Origin of the sequence: Escherichia sp. MOD1-EC5950, assembly GCF_002965345.1 — a bacterium.
Taxonomy (GTDB): Bacteria; Pseudomonadota; Gammaproteobacteria; order Enterobacterales; family Enterobacteriaceae; genus Escherichia; species Escherichia marmotae.
The window spans coordinates 1-20,728 of record NZ_PTSR01000036.1 but is presented as its reverse complement, the minus strand read 5'-3'; the positions used below and the strand labels follow the sequence as shown (position 1 = coordinate 20,728).

Genomic DNA, 20,728 nt, shown 5'->3' with positions numbered 1-20,728 from the left:
TTTACTGAGGATTTATAAAACTCCAGACATCCGGAGCATCTTTCATATACATATATTTTCCGTAAAGAAAAGAATTTTCTTTACTCCTGTCATTTATAAGTTCAATTCCAAATTGTACATATCGCTCCCCCCACTTCTGATTATATTGTTTAATAAACTCACGGGCCCGGAAAATCTCTGTGTCATTGAGTTCACCTGATATCATAAATGTCAGGTTCGTTCCTGTGCCTTTACGGTAAAAAGGAATGTTTCTGTGTTTCAGCCCCTCTTCAGCCTGTGATAATGCCGTTTCATCACTGACAGGAACAATGTCAACGGTGCGGGCATAAGGCAGCAATGCCATTAAGTTTTCGGTCAGATGTTTATGTAGAGAAGCATTCAGATCTGTACGCTGACGACTCACCCAGAGCCGCGGCTTTTCCGGATTATCCAGATGTAACCGATAATAGGCCAGCGTCGGATAATGGCTATCAAACCACGTTGCGATACGTTTGTTTTCTGTATCTGCATCAATAACCAGTGCAGAATCACCATACCCTTCCCGGACTGCGACCTGACGGGCCCATAGGCGATCCTGCTCATTCCTGGCAAAAATGTAATACAGATGGTTTTTTCCCGGCAGGATCTTAAAACGGTGTTGTTCGTCCCCCAACAGGGCATTCAACTCCGCGGTCCTGTGCTGCGGCGTATTCCATAACCGTATCGCACCCGATATAGCCACTGCCAGTACAAGCAGACACATTCCCGAAACCAGATATCCCCGGCGTTTCTTCCCCTTTTTTCCGTCCCTGTTTTCCGGATATAACAGAATCGCCGTACTCCAGACCTCGCCACGGGCACGAACGGCAATCACCAGCTCGCCAACTCTTACCGGTGTGTTGCAGTCAACATAACGGGTATGGCGCCCGGTGTCACGAAGCTCATGAAGCGCGATCCGCTTGTCACTGGGATTATTATTATCAGTCGTAATTTCAAAATTAACTCCCCCCTGTTCAAGGGGAATATAAACAGTATCGTCGGGAAATACCGGAAAAAAATCCTCTTCTGCCACCGCAGAATGTTTTCCGACAATGAATAATATTTTTCCAGCCTGTAATGGGTATTCGCACCCCATAAGGGGGCCGTTTAGTATTCTGATCACATACGGCTGAAAATCAGATACATTATCCTCTGTGCCTGCCATACTAAATATAACTTTTAAAATTCACTATTACATAAAACAAAACACCAGGAACACAGAGCAGTACATCATTCGTTTATCGTTGTAGGAAACTCTTCGCGGCTTCCATACAACTGCTGATTGTACTGCTCAGTACTTTAACCAGGTTATCGTATAATGAATTGGCGTTGCTGTATTTCTGTGTCAGTGTCTGTAAGGTCGTCTTCATATTCTCTTCCTGGGCCTTAAAGCCTGACTGCCATGCCTGGTATTTCGCGTTATCCATTTCCAGTTTAGAATCATCGCCCGGTCTCCCCAGCCCGTTAAGATCGTCCACCATTTTCTGTACTGGCGTCAGATCAACAAGAACAACATACCCTGTGCCGACCGGCTTCAGACAGGTTTCCGGCAGGTTCAGCTCTTCAAGCCACTGCCTCGCTTCCGTTTCCGTTGCGCCGATCAGGGTACCGCCTGACTGTGCAGGAAACAGTACGGTCTTTTCACTGGGGCTCCCGTATTCCTGAAGCAACTGGTTTAACGCCTGCATCAGGGACGTCACGTCGAGCTTCACGTTATTTCCGTCCTTCCCGGGCAGTAACCACCCGCCCAGAGCAGACAGAATATTGCTGTAATCCTGATAAAAACGGGTATAAACCGCCACCACGTTTTCATAAACGCCCAGATAATGTTCACCGGTCGCAGAAATTTTATCCGTCACCATCTCCCACAGTTCGGCGTCTGACAGATCGACACCTGACGGTGCCTGACGCACATGTGCCAGCATATAAAACCCGGAAACAGAAAAAAGCTCCGATAACGCCTGTTTTTGCCCTGCCGACAGGGGAATGCCAGCAGCAGCCAGAGCCTTCAGACGACCAACATACTGATGCCTTTCAAGAAGGCGCTCATCGTTATCCTGCGGCACCAGTAGCATTTTACCGACCAGCGGTTCCCTGTTGTTCTCCCCCCTGTCTGGACGGTACTCTGAAGGTGCCATCCCTCTTTCCCGGTTTTCCTTTTCCGGCAGCTTCACGCTAATGCCGGTATGAGCGGCGACCTGATGATTTCTGACAGTAAACATAACTCCTCCATAGCACCGGTTGTGCGGACAACCGCCCACTCACCCGGCATTCTCTCGCTCAGGCCCGAATATTTCCGGCTACTGCAGCCATGGATGTCATTTTCGACTGGCTGATACTTTCCATAATTTTTAATATTTCCTGGATCAAGCTGTTTGCCTTACGCGCACTTTCCCGGACATCATCAGATGCAGTGCCAGCGACCCGATTACTGGCCTGGCTAATCTGCTGCTCTGAACGCTCAAGGGTTGCGGCATATTGTCCGGAGCCCCCAGCGATATTGCCTACAGCCGTCGAATTCTGCATAATTGCGTTCCCAGTCATTTCCTGGCGACGAGCATTAAAAGCGAGATTATCCTTTATATTTTGGCCAGTCCCTTTCACGTCATTAGTCAATGTCATCTTCGCGGTATTCTGCCGCAGGGCAAGTTTCTCGTTCTTCAGCCCCTTCAGCCCGAACTTAGCGCCAACACCTGTCAGCCCCAACTGAAGCACACTCTGAGATATATTACCAGCCAACATCCCTATCCCTTCCCGCTTCATTGAGTCCGCCATATTTTTCGCGGCATCAAAACTGACCAGCGACAGTTTACCTGCCAGTCGGGTATCGGCCTGATTCAGCGACAACATCAACATACTGGCAGCTACCAGTAAAGCTATGGCGCCGGAGGACAGGTTGCTGATATCAAAAAAATCCTCTTTTCCCGCCTGTTTTTCCTCCATACAACGCTGTATTTCCTCATTGGCTTTCTTAATGAATTCCTTTTCAACAGAACTCAGCAACACCGTATCCTCTCCTGCATTTTTCAGAAAACTGGCGGCGTCACGCATTTTCCTCACTGAGAGGTCCCCTGCTGGCGGTACAAGAACCGGATCTGAAGCAGATGCTCCTCTCCCCTCCTCCGTCATTCCTGGAGCAGACAGGATCTCGTTCACACTGGCAAACCGCAAGCCTGGCTGTGTGAGGGACTGAACCAGCATCTGAGACGTGTTCACAGATGGATTCATACCTGAGTTAACGGTAAACATCATTATTCTCCCTTTTTATATTGAACATTTCACGCACGGATCTGGCGCAGAACAAAACGTGATGTATCTGAATGCTGACGGATAACAGATGACAATGTTTTCTGGAGTTCCAAGGCCATTTTGTTGTTATCTTCAAAAATATCCACGGCTTGCTTAAGCCACTGCCGTAGTTGTTCGCTGGAAAAACGGGACAGGGTAAAGTCGGCAAACGCATCACTGGCTTTCTTCAGAAACACACCTTCAGCAACCGTTGCTCCTGACTGGGCTGCGGTATTGGCGCCACTGACACCCAGTACGGTTTTATTTAAAAGAACAGACCTGCTACCCGAAACACCTGCGAGGCGTTGTATGCCATGAGACAGGATCTGATTGCCATTTCTCATTACGTGCTTCAGGACATCAGGCAGCAATTTTTTAACAGCCTCATCCATCATTTTTTTCAGTACATGCCCCAACTTTGAGACTGCGCCTTTTCCCAGAATAGCCACGCCCGCAATGACAACCACCGACGTAACGGCTGCTAAAATAGCGCCCAAGATGTTTCCCACCATCTCTGCTGATGCCTTGTCAACTCCGAATCCTTCCAGGATTTTTGCCACAGCCTTTCCAATGATATCCATCAGCGGTTTCAGCACATGCTGGATCACTGGATTCAGCGCTTCCTGAATAAATGAGGTCCCTGTAGCAGCTTTCACAATCCCGTCAGTCAGGATAAGCGCCAGGCTGGCGGCAGCGAGCCCCAGCGCCGCCCCTCCTGTAAAGGCCGCCGCAACAACACTGGCAACAGTGAGCAATGCACCAACCACCTTGCCGACACACCCCATCGTACGATTCAGGGCTTCGGCTTTTCGTGTTTCCTCCTGATACTCTTCAGACTTCTTCAGCATTTCTTCCTGCCTGCTTTCCTGGAGAGTGCGGAATAATGCCATGTCATTTTTCAGACTTTCTTCGTTGTTTTTCCCGACCAGTTCAATAAATATCGAAAGCAGCATGGTAAAATGGGCAATGCTGTTGAGATTATCGGTCTGGTACCGTTCCGCCCGGCCTCCGGTCAGAAAAACCCCCTGTATCTGAGAGGCGATGCCGTCCAGTTTTTCTGTTTTCTGCCTGGCACTATTGTGAGCCACCTCTGCTGCATTTAATGCCTTCTCCTGATTGCTCCGAAGGGACGACAGTTCGTTTCGCAGCGTATCAATCTCCTGTTTCAGCGATACATAATCAGGCGCACCAGGAGCCAGACCATCAAGCTTTGCCTCCGCGCGTTCAAGCTTTCCGGCACAGTCATGGTAAGCAGCCTGTGCGGCCGCCAGGCTGTCCAGCGCCGTTTTATACACATCCATCGCTGACTGAGCCTCTTCAGACGCTGTCTGGAAGGCGCCGGAAAGCTGCTCACGCTGCTGTTGCTGCGACGCTATCACGGCCAGGCGGTTTTCCAGTCGACTGGCCAGTTGTGAAACGGAGTTATCCCCCATCAGCGTTGCCAGCCGTCCCAGCAGCAGGGTTAACCGACCTTCAGCATTCAGCGTCTCCTGTATTTCTACCGCAGGCGCCCGTAAGGGGACAAACATCGGATCGTTATCCGCAGTTCCGTCGTTTTTCTTTACTGTCAGTGGTGTGTCCAGGAGCGCTTTCAGCGCCTTATCTGCTGCATGCAAAAAGCGATTATCCTTCTGAACATGTTCAGACGCGGCACTGACCAGTGATGCAAGACGCTCTCCTGCATACGCCAGCCTGCCATGAATAACAGGATCACTCATACTTCTCCCCTTTATTTATCGTGTCTGCCCGGTCCGGTTTTTCGTTGATAGCGTCAAGATAAGCCCGGGCTTTTGCTTTCAGTGACTCATCACTACTTTCCTGAAGAACCAGCTCAAAGCATTGCCTTGCCTTTTCAGGCCTGTGCATCATCAACTGACACTGCCCGGTAAAGAACACGGGGCGGTGATCCTTTTTCAGTAAGGCAAACGCAACAGCATACAAATCACAGGCTTTCTGAAAATCATTTTTTCTCTGGCAGACGGCCGCATATCCCATGATGTAATCCGGATTATAAAAATCATAAACACATAGAAAGCGGAAAAAAACGGCGGCATTATCCAGGTTACCATTATTATAAAAGTTATATGCATGCGCATATAAGCAATCCATGATATCCTGGGGAATAGCATATAATTCCTGTAACGTACCGCCCTCACTAATCACTTTCCAGAGCATCTCCATCACATGCTCATTACTGGCATCGTTGTCCATAATGTCTCTCCATACTGCAAGTCGAAGGTTTCATCATAAAAATACCGGCCCTACTTTTCCTCCGTATCCGGCAGGTGAGTGGCCTCCTGGCTATTCATCCCCGTTGCCATACCAGCATTTTCCACCTGCTCCAGCCAGACGAGAAGACGTAAGATCTCATCCACACTCTCCAGGTTGACCACATCATAACGGCGGTGTGTTTTGAAAATCCGCCGGGCCAGCCTGATATCCACCACCACAGGAATACCGACTTTCTCAGCATACTGCCGGACGGCCAAAGCACGCTGATTCGCCTCCCGAACCGAGATTAACGGATACGGCGCTATTTCAGGCTTAAAATAGATCCCGACAGCAATATGAGTCGGGTTGGCAATAATCAGGCGGGAATTATCAATATCTGATTTTATTTGCTCAGATAAAATATCCATATGGATCTCCCGCCGGCGTGATTTAACCTCCGGATTCCCTTCCGTCTCCTTCATTTCCCGTTTCACCTCTTCCTTATCCATTTTCATGTCTTTCATCACAAGAAAGTATTCCGCAAGCGCATCCAGCAGAAGAATAATAACAGAACATCCCAAACATAAAGTAACGAGAGAAAAGAGAAGATGTCTCCAGACATCGGCAACAACAAACAGATTGCCATTAACCTGGGAAAATACCAGACGTTTATTCTCAAACCAGAACAGCATGCCAGAAATAATAAAACTGCCCAAATAGAGTATCGCCTTCACAGCCTCCTTCACTGTCCGGAGGCTGAAGATTTTTTTTATTCCCTTCGTCGGATCCAGCGCGGACAGTCGGGGCTGAAGCGCCTTCGTGGCAAGAACAAACCCCGTCTGCAGTATTGAGGGTAGGGCTGAGCAAAAAAGGCACAAAGCAAGAAAGGGAAGAATAATCTTCATCCCGCTACAGAAAACCTGCTCTGTATAATCCGCAATATTGATCTGAAAATGGAAGGAAACTGCCTGCCCTAATACCTCCATCAACGACCTCAGGGAAGCAACGGACGCCAAATAAGCGGTTCCCCCAAGCGTCAGACAAGCCACAATAAAATCCCTGCTCCTGAACGACTGCCCTTTTCTGGCCGCCTCCTCCCGTCGCTTGCGGGTGGGTTTTTCGGTTTTATTGCCTGACATAAGGGATTATGTTTCTTTCTGTAACCACAGCTCAGCCACCGTGGTCGGAAACGTCAGGGTCATGACCCCGGGCGACAGCACAGGTGAAAAGTAAATCAGCAGGATAAATAATGCCAGGAGGCTTTTTACCGTCAGTGAAATGGCAAACGCATTCATCTGTGGCGCGAAACGCGACAACAGTCCCAGCATGATCTCACCCAGCAACAACACTGCAAGCACCGGACTTGCCAGTACCAGCGCCTTGGCGGTTATCTTACCGATAATCCCCAGCAACAGGGGTAATGCAGGCATACATCCCGTGGTAAGGCCACAGACCTGATAGCTGTGCCGGAGTGTCTCCAGCATCATCTGCATGCCGCCCCCCTGCAAATACACAACGGCTGAAAACAGATTCATAAACGTGGCCATTTCAGAGGTATCAACACCATTTGCCGGATCAATGCTGCTGCTCAGGGTTGCTCCCCGCTGGTTGTCAAAAATACATCCGATGGCATGGAACACCCAGAATGGCCATGACAACAGACATCCCAGCACGATCCCGATGAACGCTTCCCGGAGAAGAAGCGGCCACCCCAAAATGTTCATCACGGCTTCCCGCTCTGCAGGCCCGAAAGGAGTCATCCCCAGCACAACCAGCATAATAACGGCCGTGCGGACCACTCCGCTCAGCACACCGTTATTCAGAAAAGGGAGAATAAAGAACACTGGCGCCACTCTCGCAAACCCCAGTGCTGCCCCGGCCAGCCCGGCATGAATATCAAAAAACAGCGGATACGCCATTGTCTCAGCCTCCGGCCATCGCCAGACGCATCATGTCCCGCCCGAACGCCAGCAGGGCATCACCATACCAGCCGGACAACAGAAAAAAGCACAGGCAGATCCCCAGCAGTTTTAACCCAAACGGTAATGTCTGCTCCTGCAACTGTGTTACGGTCTGGAAAATACCGATAAGCAACCCAATTAACGTCGCAACCGCCACCGGCCAGGCAGAAAGGCACAGCACCAGATAAAGCGCTTTGTTTCCGGCGAACACTAACTCATTCATACAAAAAAACCCGGCCTGGCGCTGTCCGGCGTTACCCTTTTACCAAATCCATATACTGCATCACTAACCCCCGGGATAACAGCGTCCAGCCATCCATTGCCACAAACAGGATCAGTTTGACCGGGGTGGATATCGTGACGGGACTCATCATCATCATCCCCAGCGCCAGCAACACACTGGATATCACCAGATCCACCACCACAAACGGTAGATAGAGATAAAAACAGATTCTGAAGGCACTTTTTATTTCACTTAAGGCATAAGCTGGTAATAAAGACAGTATGGAGGTCTGCTCACCTTCCGCCGCCAGCGCCTCCTCCCGGGAAACCCGCTGATGCTGCGCATCCTCAAAAAACGCCACAAGCTCCTTATCGGAATACCGGCTCAGGTATTCACGGTAACGCCCGAGACCGTGCTCAACAAAATCACTGACGGAATCCGCATCACGAAAATTCACGCTGTTATTCTGATAATAATCCAGGGCCTGCTGTGTGACCGGATACATCACAAAGGCAGAAAGCATCAATGCCACCCCATTTAGCACCATATTTGATGGCACCTGCTGCAGCCCCAGCGCATTACGCATCATGATAAAAACCACAGAAAATTTAACAAAACAGGTCCCTGAGGCGATAATAAACGGCAGTAAGGTGGAAAAGGCCAGTAAGGCAATCAGTGAAATATCATTTTCCATTGCCGCTGCTACACACCCATTCTGTGATCTCCACCCCCAGTGAGTTATCCAGCTGCACCAGTTCCCCGTATCCGATTAAGGCCCCGTTTGCCCTGATTTCTGTCCGTTTTTCAGCCTCCGCAGGTAATGCCAGCACCTTCCCCTGATACAGCTCCTGCAGCCCGGTTAATGTCACTTGCTTTCGAAACAACACAAAATCCAGACTGACGGGCAGCTGTCCGAGATCCTGTACCACATGTTGTTCTGTTTCCTGTATATCCTGCATCTGACCCATTTCCAAAATACATTCCTCTCCTGAACGACAGAAATACCCCAGCAATTTTGTATGGCAGTGAACCTCAGACAAGGGTTCCTTAATCAGCAGGACATCCCCGATCGCCACCCGGCCCAGCAGGCCAGCCTCAACTCGGCTACGGCCCGTCACCAGACTGAGGGACCAGCGGACACCGTCAGGCACGGAAAACATCTCTGCCGCGTCACCGACGCAAACGTGCTCAAGCCATACCGGCCCCCTGTCGCTCATGACCCGCAAAAGCGGCTCTGCTGGCAACGCGTCTGCCGCCGCGATCCTGCCGATCCACAACCGCTCATAAGCCAACTCCGGCATCGGAAAACGGAATGGCACCTCACACTCCGCCAGCCACCTTGCAACCTCATTCCCGGCACCGGCGGAGATGGCCGCCCCGGCCAGCCCGGGGGCCACATACGCTAACCAGTCAGCCAGCCGGAGCCAGCCTTTCCAGGTGTGTCCGGTATCCCCCAACGGTACCCACTCACCATATGCGCCGGGCGTGTCCAGCTCAGCTGTCCATCCCTGCTTTTGCCAGAGAACCGCTGCACGGAACAATATTTGCCGGCGCTCACTGTCCCTTCTCAGTGCAAGCGACATCAGGTTTCCTCCTCATTATCGCGGTTGGGTTGATAATAATTTCGCGCCCCCTGCTCATCTGAAGCCAGATACCAGTGCCGCTGCTGCCCCGCGGGCCAGTGCGCAACCAGCCGCTGCTCAACCGCCACATCAGAGGGCTGTAACATCATGGCGCCTCCGTGTTGTGGCTGAATACAGACTGACGCCTCCCGGCCCCACGTACGGAAACGGTATACCAGGGCCTCCCCTTTCTCCGTCATTTCTGATGGCGCCTGAAATGACGGCGCCATCTCCGGAACCGGCGTCTCAGTCCGGGATCGAGTTAACGGTACCGGAGAATGTCCGGAAAACATCCCGGTCGGATGAGAGACAAGCAGGGCAGCAGGCATACCGGGGGGATCCGCCTTCTCCTTTTTTTCCCCCGCCGCGCTCTCTGCCGGGAGTAAGCCGGCGTCAGCTCCGGATGCCCCGGGATACCCTTCACGCGCGACCCCGCTCTCCTTTTCCTTTATCCGTTTACTGAGCAATGCCCGTACCTGCCCGCCATCCGCGGTCTGTCCCGGAAAATAGCGAGCCACCACCGACAGTGCTTCGGGCTGTCCCCCGCCTTTTCCCGCCTTCTCCGGCAAACAGGCCGGCGGTAAGTACCGGAAAGGCAACGGGTGTTCCCCCCCATATACCCGCTCCTCTTCCCTGCCTTTCCGCGTTTTTTTGCCGCAGTCCTTTATTTTTTTCTTCAGAAAATCCGTAAGACTTTCCACACTATCCTGTGTTGCTGACGGTATCTTTCCGGTATTACAGGGCGGTATAATGCTTTCCATTACCATTTTCTTCCTGTTCAGTTTCATCCCGCTGAAGAGCGCACCGTTGCATTTCCTTTTTCTGGCAAAGCAGCCAGCGGTCGTACGTTTCTTCTTTTCGCAAAAAATGATTCCTCTTTTTTTGTTGTTCTATGCTCTGTATTAACAGAGACTCCCTCCGGGTTTGCAGTTGCTGCGCCTGAGCCCGGAGCTCCTGTATTTTACAGCGCAGCACCGCCTGTTTTCGTAACAGTGCTCTCAGCTGCTCAGGTGAGATAACGGTGGCCTCTGTCTGGCAGGTTTTCAGCAGCTGCCTGAGTCCGTCTACCTGCGCGTTCAGGGAAGCCTCTGACGCCTCCAGAACAGCATTTTCCCGGGATAACTGGTGTAACCGCTGTTCACAGCGGGTCCGGAATAATTCACTGTTTTTTTTCAGGCGGCTGACCTTATGAAGTAAACTCATTCATTCCCTGCAGGGTGTTTTCAAAAGAAGAGTACTGGCTAACCGGCTGGCATAACCACTGCTCCAGTGGTCGGCGCAGCTGCATGGCGCGGTCATTTTCCGCATTTTCTCCCTGGCGGTATTCCCCCAAATCAACCAGCAGCTGAAGCTCATCCAGTCTGGTCATCAGCCTGCGTATTTCCACGGACCGTGCCTGGTGGGGAGGCGCCGTCACCTGGCTGAACACCCGACTGACGCTTCTGAGAACATCGACCGCCGGGTAATGCCCCTGCCCTGCAAGCTTCCGGCTGAGGAATATATGACCATCCAGGATCGAACAAATCTCATCCGCCATCGGATCCACCTCATCCTCCCCCTCCAGAAGCACCGTGTAAAAGGCGGTGATACTGCCTCCCGGCGTGGCCCCCGGACGCTCAAGCAGGGCCGGCAGGCTGTCAAATACCGACGCCGGATAGCCGCGCCGCGCCGGCGGCTCGCCGGCAAATAACGCCACATCGCGCAGTGCCCGGGTATACCGGGTCAGGGAGTCAATAAACAGCACAACGCGTTTTCCCTGATCGCGAAAAAACTCCGCCACGGTGGTGGCCAGCAGTGCTGCATTCCGGCGATCGACAGAGGAGTAGTCTGAGGTGGCAAACACCAGTACACACCGCGATTTTTCAGGTGACTGTTTCAGCCACTCCACAAACTCGGTCACTTCGCGCCCGCGTTCGCCAATCAGCCCGATAACGAAAACATCAGCATCCGTCTGGTTTATCAGCATATGCATCAGGGTGGTCTTGCCGCAGCCTGCCGGAGCGAAGATCCCCATTCGCTGACCAACACCGCATGTGAGCAGACCATCTATCACCCGCACGCCAGTGACCAGCGGCTCATGAATACCAGCCCGCAGGGTATAGGGCAGCGCGCCGGAATCAATCACGCGCTCCTCCTCCCCTGAAGACATCGGCTCACTGACAAGTCGCTCCACAACGGTGCCGGTCGGATCCAGTACTGCTCCGAGGACAGCATTCCCGATCCTGACAGACAAGGCATGTCCGGTGGGCCTGATCACGGCTTTCCGTGTCAGCCCGCAGGCATTACCAATTAAACTGAGTACAGTACAATCGCGGTGTAACCCCACAACCTGGGCACGCGCCATCACCTGTTTATCCTGCCAGTCACGGTAAATATCACACAGCTCCCCGATGGCCACATCAGGCAGAGCCGCTTCAAGAACAGAGCCGCATATCCTCTGCGGGTATGCCAGCCGCTGCAACAGACGTAATTCTTTCATCACTCACTGATAGCCGACCATGGTAACACCACGGAATCAAAGCGTTTTGATAACATTGACTGCGTTACTGTCCATCACTTCCTCATAGGACATCACATCCAGATCGGGAAATTTTCCTTCGATAAACTTCCTGACAAAACGGCGAATATCTGCAGACGTCAGCAATACCAGATCCTTATGCGCAATGGTTAAGTCATCCAGTCCCAGCGTAAAAAGATCCATCAGCCGTTCAGCGGCCTCCGGCTCCAGATTAAGAAATGCGCCTCCGGATGTCTGCCGGATCCCTTTCCGTATAATGTCCTCGAGCTCCGGTGACAACATCACCACCCGCAGCTCATTACCGTCAGTGAATTTATGGCAGATATAACGCGCCATGGCAGTGCGTACCAGTTCAACAAGGTTGAGCACTTCCCTTTCTTTTGGCGCCCACAACGCCAGCACTTCCATAATTAATTTCAGATTACGGACAGAAATTCGTTCACTTAATAACCGCTGCATGATCTCAGCAATACGCTGCACAGACAGGTGGCGTAACACTTCTTTCAGTACATCAGGGTATTTAAAGTCGAACTGATCCAGCATATGTTTGGTTTCCTGGATCCCAAAGTACTCATTGATATTGCGAAGCAGGATCACCGACAGCATCTGGTACAGCTCATCGATGGCAGTGCGGGTCTGATAACCCAGGGCTTTCAGCCGTTCGGCATTGTCCGCCACTGTCCACACACATTTTGCCCTGCCGGACGTACTGAATGTGACCTCAATACCCAACTCATTGAGTTCTGCAGAAAAGTTAACGATTCTGATCAAATCAAAATACAGACCGAACTGCGCCACCTTAATTTCATTAATCAGTAATGACACCGTATTATCTGGCTGGCTTTCATCACCACGGACCAGGAGCTCTGGCAACCGGACCCCGTAGTCAATAAAAAACTGGCTGATTAATAATTCTGAAAGTTGGTTCTGTTCCAGCCACGCACACCGCTGACCCGGAACAAGCAGAACCAGTGGAACAGTTTCTGTGATCATTTTATCAAGATTATCGATTCGCCTGAGCGATGAAAACGCTCCCCGCTCTTCTTTTGGAGCAGAAAAACCAGACACACCGCCCCCCGCGATGATGGTGCTGTTATCCCCGGCACCCGAGCGCATTCTGTAATAAACCAGCACTCCCAGTGCAGCAGACAGGATCATAAAAACCGGAAGCGGAAAACCGGGCAAAGTCCCCATACTGACGGTCAGCACCGCCGCCACAACCAGTACAAAGGGATTATTCAGCAACTGTCCGATAATATTTCGTCCCATATTATCGCTGTCGCCATTCACGCGGGTAACGATAAAACCAGCGCTGACAGCAATCAGCAGCGCCGGGATCTGCGCCACCAGACCATCGCCGATGGTCAGCATGGTATAGGTGGACAGCGCCGTGGAAAAATCCATTCCATGGCTGCTCATCCCGACAGAAATGCCCCCGATGAAGTTCACAAAAATGATAATAATCCCCGCGATGGCATCGCCCTTGATAAACTTCATCGCCCCGTCAAAAGAGCCGTACAGCTGACTTTCCTGCTCCAGCACTTTCCGGCGCTCACGGGCCGTGTCGGCATCAATAATCCCGGCGCGCAAATCAGCATCGATACTCATCTGTTTACCGGGCATGCCGTCCAGGGAAAAGCGGGCCGCCACTTCCGCCACCCGTTCTGATCCCTTTGTAATAACGATAAACATCACCGCCGTCACGATTGAGAAAACCACAAAACCCACGGCAAGGCTGTCGCCAATGACAAACTGACCAAAGGTGGCAATGATTTCACCGGCATCCGCATTAATCAGGATCAGGCGGCTGGTACTGATGGACAGCGCCAGGCGAAACAGGGTGGTTATCAGCAGCACTGCCGGAAAGGTTGAAAAACTGAGGATCCGATCAATATAGAACGCCCCCATAAAAACCAGGATCGCCAGAACCATATTGAGCGCAATCAGAAAATCAACCAGATAAGTCGGTAACGGGATGATAAACATTGAGATGATCATCACCATTAACAACAAAATCAGCAATTCCGGGCGGACACGCACCCCGTTTAATAAGGAATTCAGCACCGTTTACTGCCCCGGCCACCTGTAAATAAACCACTCCCGACCAGCTCATGCCGGCAAGCGGTATCTGTAAATGCCCTCAGACGCTCCAGCAACACCACATTCTGTTCTTCGTCAAATAACGAAGCCGGCAGGCTCTTACAGGCCATATATAAAGCCTGTAAAAAAATGCTCCGCTCCCTGGCGTCAAGTAGCCACATTTTCTGCCCCACTGTCTCCGTTAATATGGCATCAACCTCTTCGGGGTGCTGTAATAATGCCAGCATCAGCAATACCCATAACGCCTCATCTTCCTCCAGCTGGCTTCCAGATAAACACTCAGCCAGTCTCCTGACAAATAATATATCCGCCGAGCGCAGCCGTTTAATCTGGCTTAAACGACCCAGCAAGTAGCCAAATTCAGAGCAGGAGCTGCTCGCTACCCGGGCACTGATATCTGCCAGTAAAGCCTCCTCAATATAATCCAGGATAGCATAGCGCCGCCGGTATCCATAACTACTGATCCAGTCCGCATACAGCTCAGATTCCGGTTCATGGCTCCGGATAAACTGCCGGTAAGTTGCCCGTAATAACCCTGGACGCAGCATTAACGCCTTACCAAATAACCGGGCTTTCAGAGCACAGTTAATCCCTGCTTTCAGCTGACGGGGCTCCGCCTGCGCCTGTGCCTCCTGCAGCACAGACGACAGTCTTTTTCCCACCACGGGATCGGCTGCGTGACGTTTCAACAGCTCCCGCAGAACCAGAACCAGATCGCTGTCATCGGAAAAGAATTCCCGGATATAAGACAGCAGCTTTTCTGCACTAACGTTCTGACTGCGAATTATCTGTAAAATCTGTCGAGCCTTCGGCAGGACATCATCATCAAGCACCCGCTCAAAACTATCTGCCAGACTGTCCGCCTTTTTCTCATAATCTCGGCGGTGACGAAACTGAGCCATTACCGCGGACATTTCATCTGTGGATTGAATGAAACGCTGCACTTCCGCCCCCGGAGAGAGATCTTCGGGTTGCAACCCCTCCGCCTGTTCCGTCCCTTTCTGGTGATGAACCTCTTGCTGAGTCAAACGACCAATATGTTTTCTGAAAAAGGATATCCGGTTGCCGGATACGATATTATTTTCCATGGTTCAGGGCCTGACCCCGGTTCAGGTAGCTTAACACCCACTTATCCAGAGGATCGCGGTTGTTTTCAATCCCACTATCCTGCATCAGCTCTGCAGCAAAAACATCAGCATCTGGCATCAGGGGATCTAAAATTTCTTTTGGCTGGATAAGAAATACGCGAACAACATTATTCTGATTCTGATTTTCATAGCGGAATAAACTACCAATTAACGGTATATCCCCCAATAACGGAATTTTCTGGACATCCTTTGTACGACTGTCACGTGTATATCCCCCTATTAACAAACTCTTTCCTTGAGGAACTCTCGCAACGGTACTGATATGAGTCCGCCCCACCTCTGGCAAAACACTGTCTTCATTGCCACTTACAGATTGCTTTTCTTCATTACCATCCTCAATGTTCAGAGACATCTCAATCTCTCCATCGGCTGAAAACCGCGGAAGAACACTAATCATCGTGCCGTATGTCACATGCGCCAGGCTTGAATTTCGCTCACCTATAAGTTTTGTATAAAATGTTCTGTTATTATCAAAAATGGCAGGTACATTTTCCTGAGTCATAAGCACAGGCTTTGAAACAATCCTTGCCTGATTTTTTTTCTCCAGCGCATACACGGATGCAAGAAAATGCACACCATCAAGAGTACTGACCAAAGTCTGATTGAGGGCTATATCTAATTTATTACTGAAACTGGTCGAACCTCCCCATGCAACCCCTAACTGTTCCAAATCATTCTTGTTTAGATCAATGATCCACAAAGATAACTCTACATGCCGTTTGGCAACATCCAGCAATCTAACCAGTGCACCAATAAAATCAACTTGCTCAGCAGTCCCCTTAACTAACAGACTATTCGTATCAGGATAAGAAATTACTTTAATATCACTGATTGGAGTACTTGAGGAAGTGGTAGAATCCCTGGCCTCATCAATATACATTTCATTATCAGTGCTACTGTTTCCAGACAAAGCTTCTGAAGCTATATTACTGCCTGAGGCCCGAAACATCCTCCCCTGTACTTCTGTAAGGTTTTGTTGTTCACCCGCCAATAACTTTTCTATTACTGTCGCGATACCAGGAATAACAATATTCTGATCACGTAACTGATATGTACGGTCATTTACAAAGGTATTGTGAAGGCGAAACACTCCTATTTTCAATCGCCCCATCTCAATATCATTATTCTGTTTATCTATCAGAGCTGCAGTTTTAGTAACAATACTAACAAAAATTGGTGGCCCTGAAATATAAACAATACCGTTCTGCTCATCCCCCTTCAATGGATAACGACTGTCATACAGACCGGCTTCTTTCAGAAACGATTTAAATGCAGATAAAGAAATATTCTGTAATGATATAACAGAATTACGAATTTCCTCCGCATCATAGATATAGATAGTTTGTCCATCTGAATACCAAATCACCCCTAATTGAGAAGCTAATCTGTCCAGCAAAGCTTCAGGGTCCCTGAAATTAAAATTACCGTTAATTTTTTTTCTGGACGCGCTTTTACTGACAACAACAGTTTTGTTGAGCTTAGTCGACATTGCTTCAAAAAAACTGTTCAATGAATCATTTCTGGCCACATACCCATTATCGAATAGTGTTTCAGAACCTGTAGCTATGGAAAACGGAGAAATACCAAACAACAATATAATAAAAATTACAATAATATTACTTGGTTTCATTTTTTACCGAGAAATTAAGTATGACGTAAAACAGATATTATCTCCTCACATAAAGGATAAATATATATTTACGCAAGTACGCTACCGCCCGTAAACCGTTACCTGCCTCACATCCCCGTGAAGCCCGGGTCATTCGGCCGGAAGAGGAATGCAGTCCGGCCTGTGGTGGTGAACTCAGTCCACTGGGATGTGATGTGTCAGAGCAACTGGAGCTTATCAGCAGTGCCTTTAAGGTTATCGAAACACAACGTCCGAAACTGACCTGTTGCCGGTATGAGCATATCGTGCAGGCGCCGGTTCCTTCAAAACCCATTGCACGCAGTTATGCCGGAGCGGGGCTTCTGGCTCATGTTGTCACCGGGAAATATGCAGACCATCTGCCGTTATACCGCCGTCAGGGTGTGGAGCTGAGCTGCGCCACGCTGAGGCGCTGGACCGGATCCGTTGCTGAACTGCCGGAGTCACTGTATGACGTCCTGCGCCAGTATGTGCTGATGCCCGGTAAGGTACATGCCGATGATATCCCCGTTCCGGTCCAGGAGCCGGGTAGTGGTAAAATCCGGACAGCCAGGTTGTAGGTCTACGTCCGTGATGACCGTAACACCGGTTCACAGATGCCCCCGGCGGTCTGGTTCGCGTACATTGAATCAGCACCAAAGACAGTTGCTACTCTGACTCATTCTTATTTCATCACTAAAATGACATTTCAGACGATTTAACGGGGGGCATTTTAAGCTGTAATAACGGAATTTAACGTTATTACCGACACTACCGCTGATATGAGACTAATCAGCGCACAGAATATAATATGTCCCTAGCATAGCTAATGCTATACGCTATATCATCCACCAAATCAATCAGATACTCATCATAATCCTCTGATTTCTTCAGCGGGTCACTTATCCGATAATGATAAGTGAACACATTATTGTCCCTGCAAATCCCGAATACGCCACCATTCGTTACATCCCACAGATAATTCATAGAAAGCAGGGACCGCAGGGCCTCTGCTGTCATTCCGGACACTACCTCTCCCACATCAGCTTGAATATAAATCTCCCGTCTGCTCTCTTCATAAAAAAAACTGAATAATATGTCATTTATTTCAATCCGGAAGTTTTCCGAAACCGCCTCTGTTGTCTCAGATATACGGTACCGTTCTGATAAACGATTAAGCAATATGGATAAACGGCTCATGGTCTCCATATCATCCTCCCGACCTCCGGACGGACATCTTCTCCCCCGGGCTGCACGTTCATCAGACGCGCCCTCCACGCCTGCACAATCCGGTAAATACAGGCGATCCTCCCGGCAAACTCATTCTGCTCCAGGGAAAACATATCAACCTGTAAACAAAGACAAACAAACCCGGTTTGCTCATCAATACCCAACACGCCTCCCCCTGTGTTGCTCCAGGCATAATTATCATGCAGTAGCTGAAGAAGGAGATCATATGCCATTCCGTCATCACAATACGGAAATGGGCAGATATGAACCACGCACAGAATTTCCCGCGTTTCCTCTTCATCCTCTCCGACCAGAGTGAACGAAAATAACATATCTGACAGCCAGGTGAAGGCATAATTACTTTCATCCAGCACAGGATGTTCATCATCAAGATACTGACTGAGTTCACTCAGTAATAAATTAGCCCGTTCTCTGTACATCATCATGGTTAAACATCAGACAATTTCATCCCGAGTAAGGATAATTTCATTTCCGATCCTCAGTTCTGCATGATCGCGCGCCCTGAGAGTATCAGACATACTGTTTATATCTGCCAGAAAATGAGTGGTATCTTCGGTGGATGCATGACTATTGATATTAAAGAAAATATCATTATGCATCTGGTATAAATCATCAAGTATGGTTTTTACACCACCGGTCGTTGACATTGCATCTGAAGAGGAAAATTTTGTTCCGGTTATTTGTTCATACCGGGAAAAAATATCTGAATACTGTTTCTTTAACTCCGCAGGAATACGCTCCCTGTTATCTGTTCCCGTATCTGTTTTTACCACCCCAAAACGCTGTTCCAGAAGAGTGGGAATGAAATCTCTCAGATGCGCGAGTTTATCACGTTTCCGATAGCATCCGTGTTCCTCCATTTTAATAAAAAGCATATTCTTTCCCGGGATCCCCGTGGGTGTTGTGTGGCTTTTCTGCGGCATTCGTTCAAAAAGTATTGTTTTACGATTATGGGGCAAATATCCATCTTTACTGAAAATATCAAGTCCTGCGGGCTGATATTTTTCTCCTGCTTTTTGATATTCCCGAAGATGGCTTGATTTACGGCGATAAGCCCCTGCCTTATTCAAAAAGCTTTCAAGACGGTGTTCGTTATCCTCCACACTGAAAGCTCCCATCTTAAAAATCTGCGGTCCCTCATATTTCAATCCTGCAGATGAACTGACTTTATCAGAGGCGCATGCCTGCAGATACCACATAACTTTAACCACATTATCTTTAGTTGGTACAACCGGCTTCCCGGACATAATGTCACGGCAAATCATACCCCCTTCTTTACAAAGGGATATTACAGACTCATTTTTCAGTTTATCATGCTGCGGAACAAGAACGAACCGGTTATTTAATATAAAAGATATCCCCTGACGTTGTCTTTCAGATGTACTCCTGTTTGCATATGTTACATTCCCTTTATTTCCCGCGCCATAAAGTATTCTGGCATCCGCCGTGACATTTTCCTGCCCAGCAGACGGAGAAATACAGAAACTGGAATCAGTGGCATTATGACATTCCGGGTGAACCGGGTGTCGTATGTGCTGGATAAGTCTGTGTGAAATATGTGAAGTATATTTCATAGAATACCCTATAAAAAATCTCTTCGATAGAAGAAATGCTCTCTGCTTTTATTTAATAAAAATAAAACATCGACTACCGAGGCAAAGCAAAACCTGACAACACAATATATTAGAACTGGTTTGCTGTTCTCTCTGCCTTCTGTATCAGAAGAGTCCAAAACAATTTTTGTTTTTCATTGCCAGGTGCGTTCATCTTACATTTATATCCGCTGGGCCATTGCGGATAAGTTTATTACAGTGCTCACATATCAACTCAGGCATTCACTTGAATGTATCATCCCCCTCCAGGCTTCTTCACCGTCATGCACCAGAACCAGGGTATTTTCAGCTTTAACGACACGCAGGAAGGTTAAACAAAACTCTTTTTTTTGCAACCATAACCGTAGCGATCTCAATATACTTGATAAATATGTTTCTGGTATATTCCCCAAAATATATCCTATTCCCTTACCACCTATATACCGGAGTAACTGAAATATTGTTTTTTCTAATTCACTTCACCTTTCTGCTGTTATACCCGGGTCCCCATTCACACACCATCACTCAATCGTTCCCGGGATAAAGGACAAGTTCTCATTTTTTCTGGTCCGGGAGGCTCTGGAAGTGGCTTACTCTTTTTGCATTCGGTGATGTTTTGATTATATATTTTCACGAAACGTTTCTGTATCAGGAGATTTCCAGAAGACTCTCCTTGTGACACCTGAATGTAGGCTGTTGCTCAAACGCTGAATGATCCGACTGACAGTATGTTCATTACTCCGTTTTGACTTCCAGTGTCCAGTGCTGAAAATACGCTACCGCCCGTACCGTGATCAGCGTACGGCCATAGCGAAATAACAAAGAAAGCAACGATTTCATTATTCTGATGGCATGCCACCGGCACCATGCATTATGGTGCTTCATTCACTATACATCCGGAAATTCCGCCCACAGCCTGCAATCAAAGCAGGTCATAAGAAACCGCAGAAGGAGACAACTTCCAGACTCTCTCAGCAAAAATATCAGTGATAACTGTTATAATTCCCCCCTGGTATTCCCACTGTCGTGGAAAGTGTGTCATCATAAGGCGTGATGGTCCCCCCGAATTCCACAGCTCCCTGAAAATCTCCGCCGGACTGCCATCCGGTATCAGCAGAAACTTTTCCGCAAATTAATAAAGAAAGAGAAAAGACAATAATAAGTAAAAT

The 20,728-nt window shown here is 49.1% G+C and carries 19 protein-coding genes and 2 pseudogenes; 1 reads left to right on the top strand and 20 read right to left on the bottom strand.

Annotated elements, in window-relative coordinates; genetic code table 11:
- Position 1: 1 nt before the first annotated feature.
- From BEA93_RS21595 to sctC, 16 genes are all read right to left on the bottom strand, one after another.
- Complete coding sequence (locus BEA93_RS21595; protein WP_050544778.1) at positions 2 to 1,183, bottom strand: PrgH/EprH family type III secretion apparatus protein; 1,182 nt, start codon at positions 1,181 to 1,183, stop codon at positions 2 to 4.
- A 73-nt stretch (positions 1,184 to 1,256) separates the two neighbouring features.
- Complete coding sequence (gene sctA / locus BEA93_RS21590; RefSeq protein ID WP_000495570.1) at positions 1,257 to 2,240, bottom strand: type III secretion system needle tip protein SctA; 984 nt, start codon at positions 2,238 to 2,240, stop codon at positions 1,257 to 1,259.
- A 58-nt stretch (positions 2,241 to 2,298) separates the two neighbouring features.
- Positions 2,299 to 3,267 carry an IpaC/SipC family type III secretion system effector gene (locus BEA93_RS21585; protein ID WP_032337204.1) on the bottom strand — a complete coding sequence of 323 codons (969 nt, stop codon included), beginning with the start codon at positions 3,265 to 3,267 and terminating at the stop codon, positions 2,299 to 2,301.
- Positions 3,268 to 3,296: 29 nt separating this feature from the next.
- On the bottom strand, positions 3,297 to 5,024 hold the full coding sequence (gene sctE, locus BEA93_RS21580; protein ID WP_097736423.1) for a type III secretion system translocon subunit SctE: 1,728 nt from the start codon (positions 5,022 to 5,024) through the stop codon (positions 3,297 to 3,299).
- Positions 5,017 to 5,517, bottom strand: a complete 501-nt coding sequence (gene sicA / locus BEA93_RS21575; RefSeq protein WP_089628565.1) for a type III secretion system translocator chaperone SicA — start codon at positions 5,515 to 5,517, stop codon at positions 5,017 to 5,019. Before sicA ends, sctE begins: the two co-directional genes overlap by 8 nt.
- Before the next feature lie 50 nt (positions 5,518 to 5,567).
- On the bottom strand, positions 5,568 to 6,656 hold the full coding sequence (locus BEA93_RS21570) for an EscU/YscU/HrcU family type III secretion system export apparatus switch protein (RefSeq protein ID WP_000016402.1): 1,089 nt from the start codon (positions 6,654 to 6,656) through the stop codon (positions 5,568 to 5,570).
- Between the two features lie 6 nt (positions 6,657 to 6,662).
- Positions 6,663 to 7,436 carry a type III secretion system export apparatus subunit SctT gene (gene sctT / locus BEA93_RS21565; RefSeq protein WP_097736424.1) on the bottom strand — a complete coding sequence of 258 codons (774 nt, stop codon included), beginning with the start codon at positions 7,434 to 7,436 and terminating at the stop codon, positions 6,663 to 6,665.
- Between the two features lie 4 nt (positions 7,437 to 7,440).
- Positions 7,441 to 7,701 carry an EscS/YscS/HrcS family type III secretion system export apparatus protein gene (locus BEA93_RS21560; RefSeq protein ID WP_001004426.1) on the bottom strand — a complete coding sequence of 87 codons (261 nt, stop codon included), beginning with the start codon at positions 7,699 to 7,701 and terminating at the stop codon, positions 7,441 to 7,443.
- A gap of 31 nt (positions 7,702 to 7,732) precedes the next feature.
- Positions 7,733 to 8,395 (bottom strand): EscR/YscR/HrcR family type III secretion system export apparatus protein, encoded by a 663-nt coding sequence (locus BEA93_RS21555; RefSeq protein ID WP_000426583.1) that lies wholly within the window; start codon positions 8,393 to 8,395, stop codon positions 7,733 to 7,735.
- Entirely contained in the window at positions 8,385 to 9,284 is a 900-nt protein-coding gene (locus BEA93_RS21550; protein WP_000050398.1) for a YscQ/HrcQ family type III secretion apparatus protein, read from the bottom strand. The genes BEA93_RS21555 and BEA93_RS21550 overlap by 11 nt, the downstream gene beginning before the upstream one ends.
- Positions 9,284 to 9,523 carry a SpaN/EivJ family type III secretion system needle length determinant gene (locus BEA93_RS25820; protein ID WP_225521164.1) on the bottom strand — a complete coding sequence of 80 codons (240 nt, stop codon included), beginning with the start codon at positions 9,521 to 9,523 and terminating at the stop codon, positions 9,284 to 9,286. Before BEA93_RS25820 ends, BEA93_RS21550 begins: the two co-directional genes overlap by 1 nt.
- 535 nt (positions 9,524 to 10,058) lie before the next feature.
- Positions 10,059 to 10,526 (bottom strand): hypothetical protein, encoded by a 468-nt coding sequence (locus BEA93_RS21540; protein ID WP_089552183.1) that lies wholly within the window; start codon positions 10,524 to 10,526, stop codon positions 10,059 to 10,061.
- A complete protein-coding gene (sctN, locus tag BEA93_RS21535; RefSeq protein ID WP_089628569.1) occupies positions 10,510 to 11,802 on the bottom strand; it encodes a type III secretion system ATPase SctN in 1,293 nt (430 codons plus the stop codon). Before sctN ends, BEA93_RS21540 begins: the two co-directional genes overlap by 17 nt.
- A 36-nt stretch (positions 11,803 to 11,838) precedes the next feature.
- Positions 11,839 to 13,905, bottom strand: a complete 2,067-nt coding sequence (locus tag BEA93_RS21530) for an EscV/YscV/HrcV family type III secretion system export apparatus protein (protein WP_105225050.1) — start codon at positions 13,903 to 13,905, stop codon at positions 11,839 to 11,841.
- Positions 13,899 to 15,029, bottom strand: coding sequence for a type III secretion system gatekeeper subunit SctW (gene sctW, locus BEA93_RS21525; protein ID WP_097736427.1), 1,131 nt, complete (start codon positions 15,027 to 15,029; stop codon positions 13,899 to 13,901). Before sctW ends, BEA93_RS21530 begins: the two co-directional genes overlap by 7 nt.
- Positions 15,019 to 16,719 carry a type III secretion system outer membrane ring subunit SctC gene (gene sctC / locus BEA93_RS21520; RefSeq protein WP_105225051.1) on the bottom strand — a complete coding sequence of 567 codons (1,701 nt, stop codon included), beginning with the start codon at positions 16,717 to 16,719 and terminating at the stop codon, positions 15,019 to 15,021. Before sctC ends, sctW begins: the two co-directional genes overlap by 11 nt.
- A 74-nt stretch (positions 16,720 to 16,793) precedes the next feature.
- Between sctC and BEA93_RS21515 the strand changes: the two are divergent.
- Positions 16,794 to 17,360, top strand: a pseudogene (locus BEA93_RS21515) (IS66 family transposase); the annotation flags it as partial.
- Positions 17,361 to 17,508: 148 nt separating this feature from the next.
- Here BEA93_RS21515 and BEA93_RS21510 read toward each other — a convergent pair.
- The 4 genes and pseudogenes from BEA93_RS21510 to BEA93_RS25815 form a co-directional block, all read right to left on the bottom strand.
- The gene (locus BEA93_RS21510; protein WP_097736429.1) at positions 17,509 to 17,925 is read right to left on the bottom strand and encodes a type III secretion system chaperone; all 417 of its coding nucleotides are present in this window, start codon (positions 17,923 to 17,925) and stop codon (positions 17,509 to 17,511) included.
- A complete protein-coding gene (locus BEA93_RS21505; protein ID WP_000980427.1) occupies positions 17,913 to 18,392 on the bottom strand; it encodes a type III secretion system chaperone in 480 nt (159 codons plus the stop codon). Before BEA93_RS21505 ends, BEA93_RS21510 begins: the two co-directional genes overlap by 13 nt.
- A gap of 9 nt (positions 18,393 to 18,401) precedes the next feature.
- A complete protein-coding gene (locus BEA93_RS21500) occupies positions 18,402 to 19,541 on the bottom strand; it encodes a hypothetical protein (protein WP_236942069.1) in 1,140 nt (379 codons plus the stop codon).
- A gap of 1,001 nt (positions 19,542 to 20,542) precedes the next feature.
- Positions 20,543 to 20,728, bottom strand: a pseudogene (locus BEA93_RS25815) (fimbrial); the annotation flags it as partial.

Bases quoted from the DNA above. Each gene is read 5' to 3' on its own strand.
- BEA93_RS21585 (WP_032337204.1), bottom strand. From the start codon at position 3,267: ATGTTTACCGTTAACTCAGGTATGAATCCATCTGTGAACACGTCTCAG.
- sicA (WP_089628565.1), bottom strand. From the start codon at position 5,517: ATGGACAACGATGCCAGTAATGAGCATGTGATGGAGATGCTCTGGAAA.
- sctN (WP_089628569.1), bottom strand. From the start codon at position 11,802: ATGAAAGAATTACGTCTGTTGCAGCGGCTGGCATACCCGCAGAGGATA.
- BEA93_RS21570 (WP_000016402.1), bottom strand. From the start codon at position 6,656: ATGTCAGGCAATAAAACCGAAAAACCCACCCGCAAGCGACGGGAGGAG.
- sctT (WP_097736424.1), bottom strand. From the start codon at position 7,436: ATGGCGTATCCGCTGTTTTTTGATATTCATGCCGGGCTGGCCGGGGCA.
- sctC (WP_105225051.1), bottom strand. From the start codon at position 16,719: ATGAAACCAAGTAATATTATTGTAATTTTTATTATATTGTTGTTTGGT.
- BEA93_RS21510 (WP_097736429.1), bottom strand. From the start codon at position 17,925: ATGGAGACCATGAGCCGTTTATCCATATTGCTTAATCGTTTATCAGAA.
- BEA93_RS21550 (WP_000050398.1), bottom strand. From the start codon at position 9,284: ATGTCGCTTGCACTGAGAAGGGACAGTGAGCGCCGGCAAATATTGTTC.
- sctE (WP_097736423.1), bottom strand. From the start codon at position 5,024: ATGAGTGATCCTGTTATTCATGGCAGGCTGGCGTATGCAGGAGAGCGT.
- BEA93_RS21560 (WP_001004426.1), bottom strand. From the start codon at position 7,701: ATGAATGAGTTAGTGTTCGCCGGAAACAAAGCGCTTTATCTGGTGCTG.
- BEA93_RS21500 (WP_236942069.1), bottom strand. From the start codon at position 19,541: ATGAAATATACTTCACATATTTCACACAGACTTATCCAGCACATACGA.
- BEA93_RS21595 (WP_050544778.1), bottom strand. From the start codon at position 1,183: ATGGCAGGCACAGAGGATAATGTATCTGATTTTCAGCCGTATGTGATC.
- BEA93_RS21555 (WP_000426583.1), bottom strand. From the start codon at position 8,395: ATGGAAAATGATATTTCACTGATTGCCTTACTGGCCTTTTCCACCTTA.
- sctW (WP_097736427.1), bottom strand. From the start codon at position 15,029: ATGGAAAATAATATCGTATCCGGCAACCGGATATCCTTTTTCAGAAAA.
- sctA (WP_000495570.1), bottom strand. From the start codon at position 2,240: ATGTTTACTGTCAGAAATCATCAGGTCGCCGCTCATACCGGCATTAGC.
- BEA93_RS21505 (WP_000980427.1), bottom strand. From the start codon at position 18,392: ATGATGATGTACAGAGAACGGGCTAATTTATTACTGAGTGAACTCAGT.
- BEA93_RS25820 (WP_225521164.1), bottom strand. From the start codon at position 9,523: ATGACGGAGAAAGGGGAGGCCCTGGTATACCGTTTCCGTACGTGGGGC.
- BEA93_RS21540 (WP_089552183.1), bottom strand. From the start codon at position 10,526: ATGAGTTTACTTCATAAGGTCAGCCGCCTGAAAAAAAACAGTGAATTA.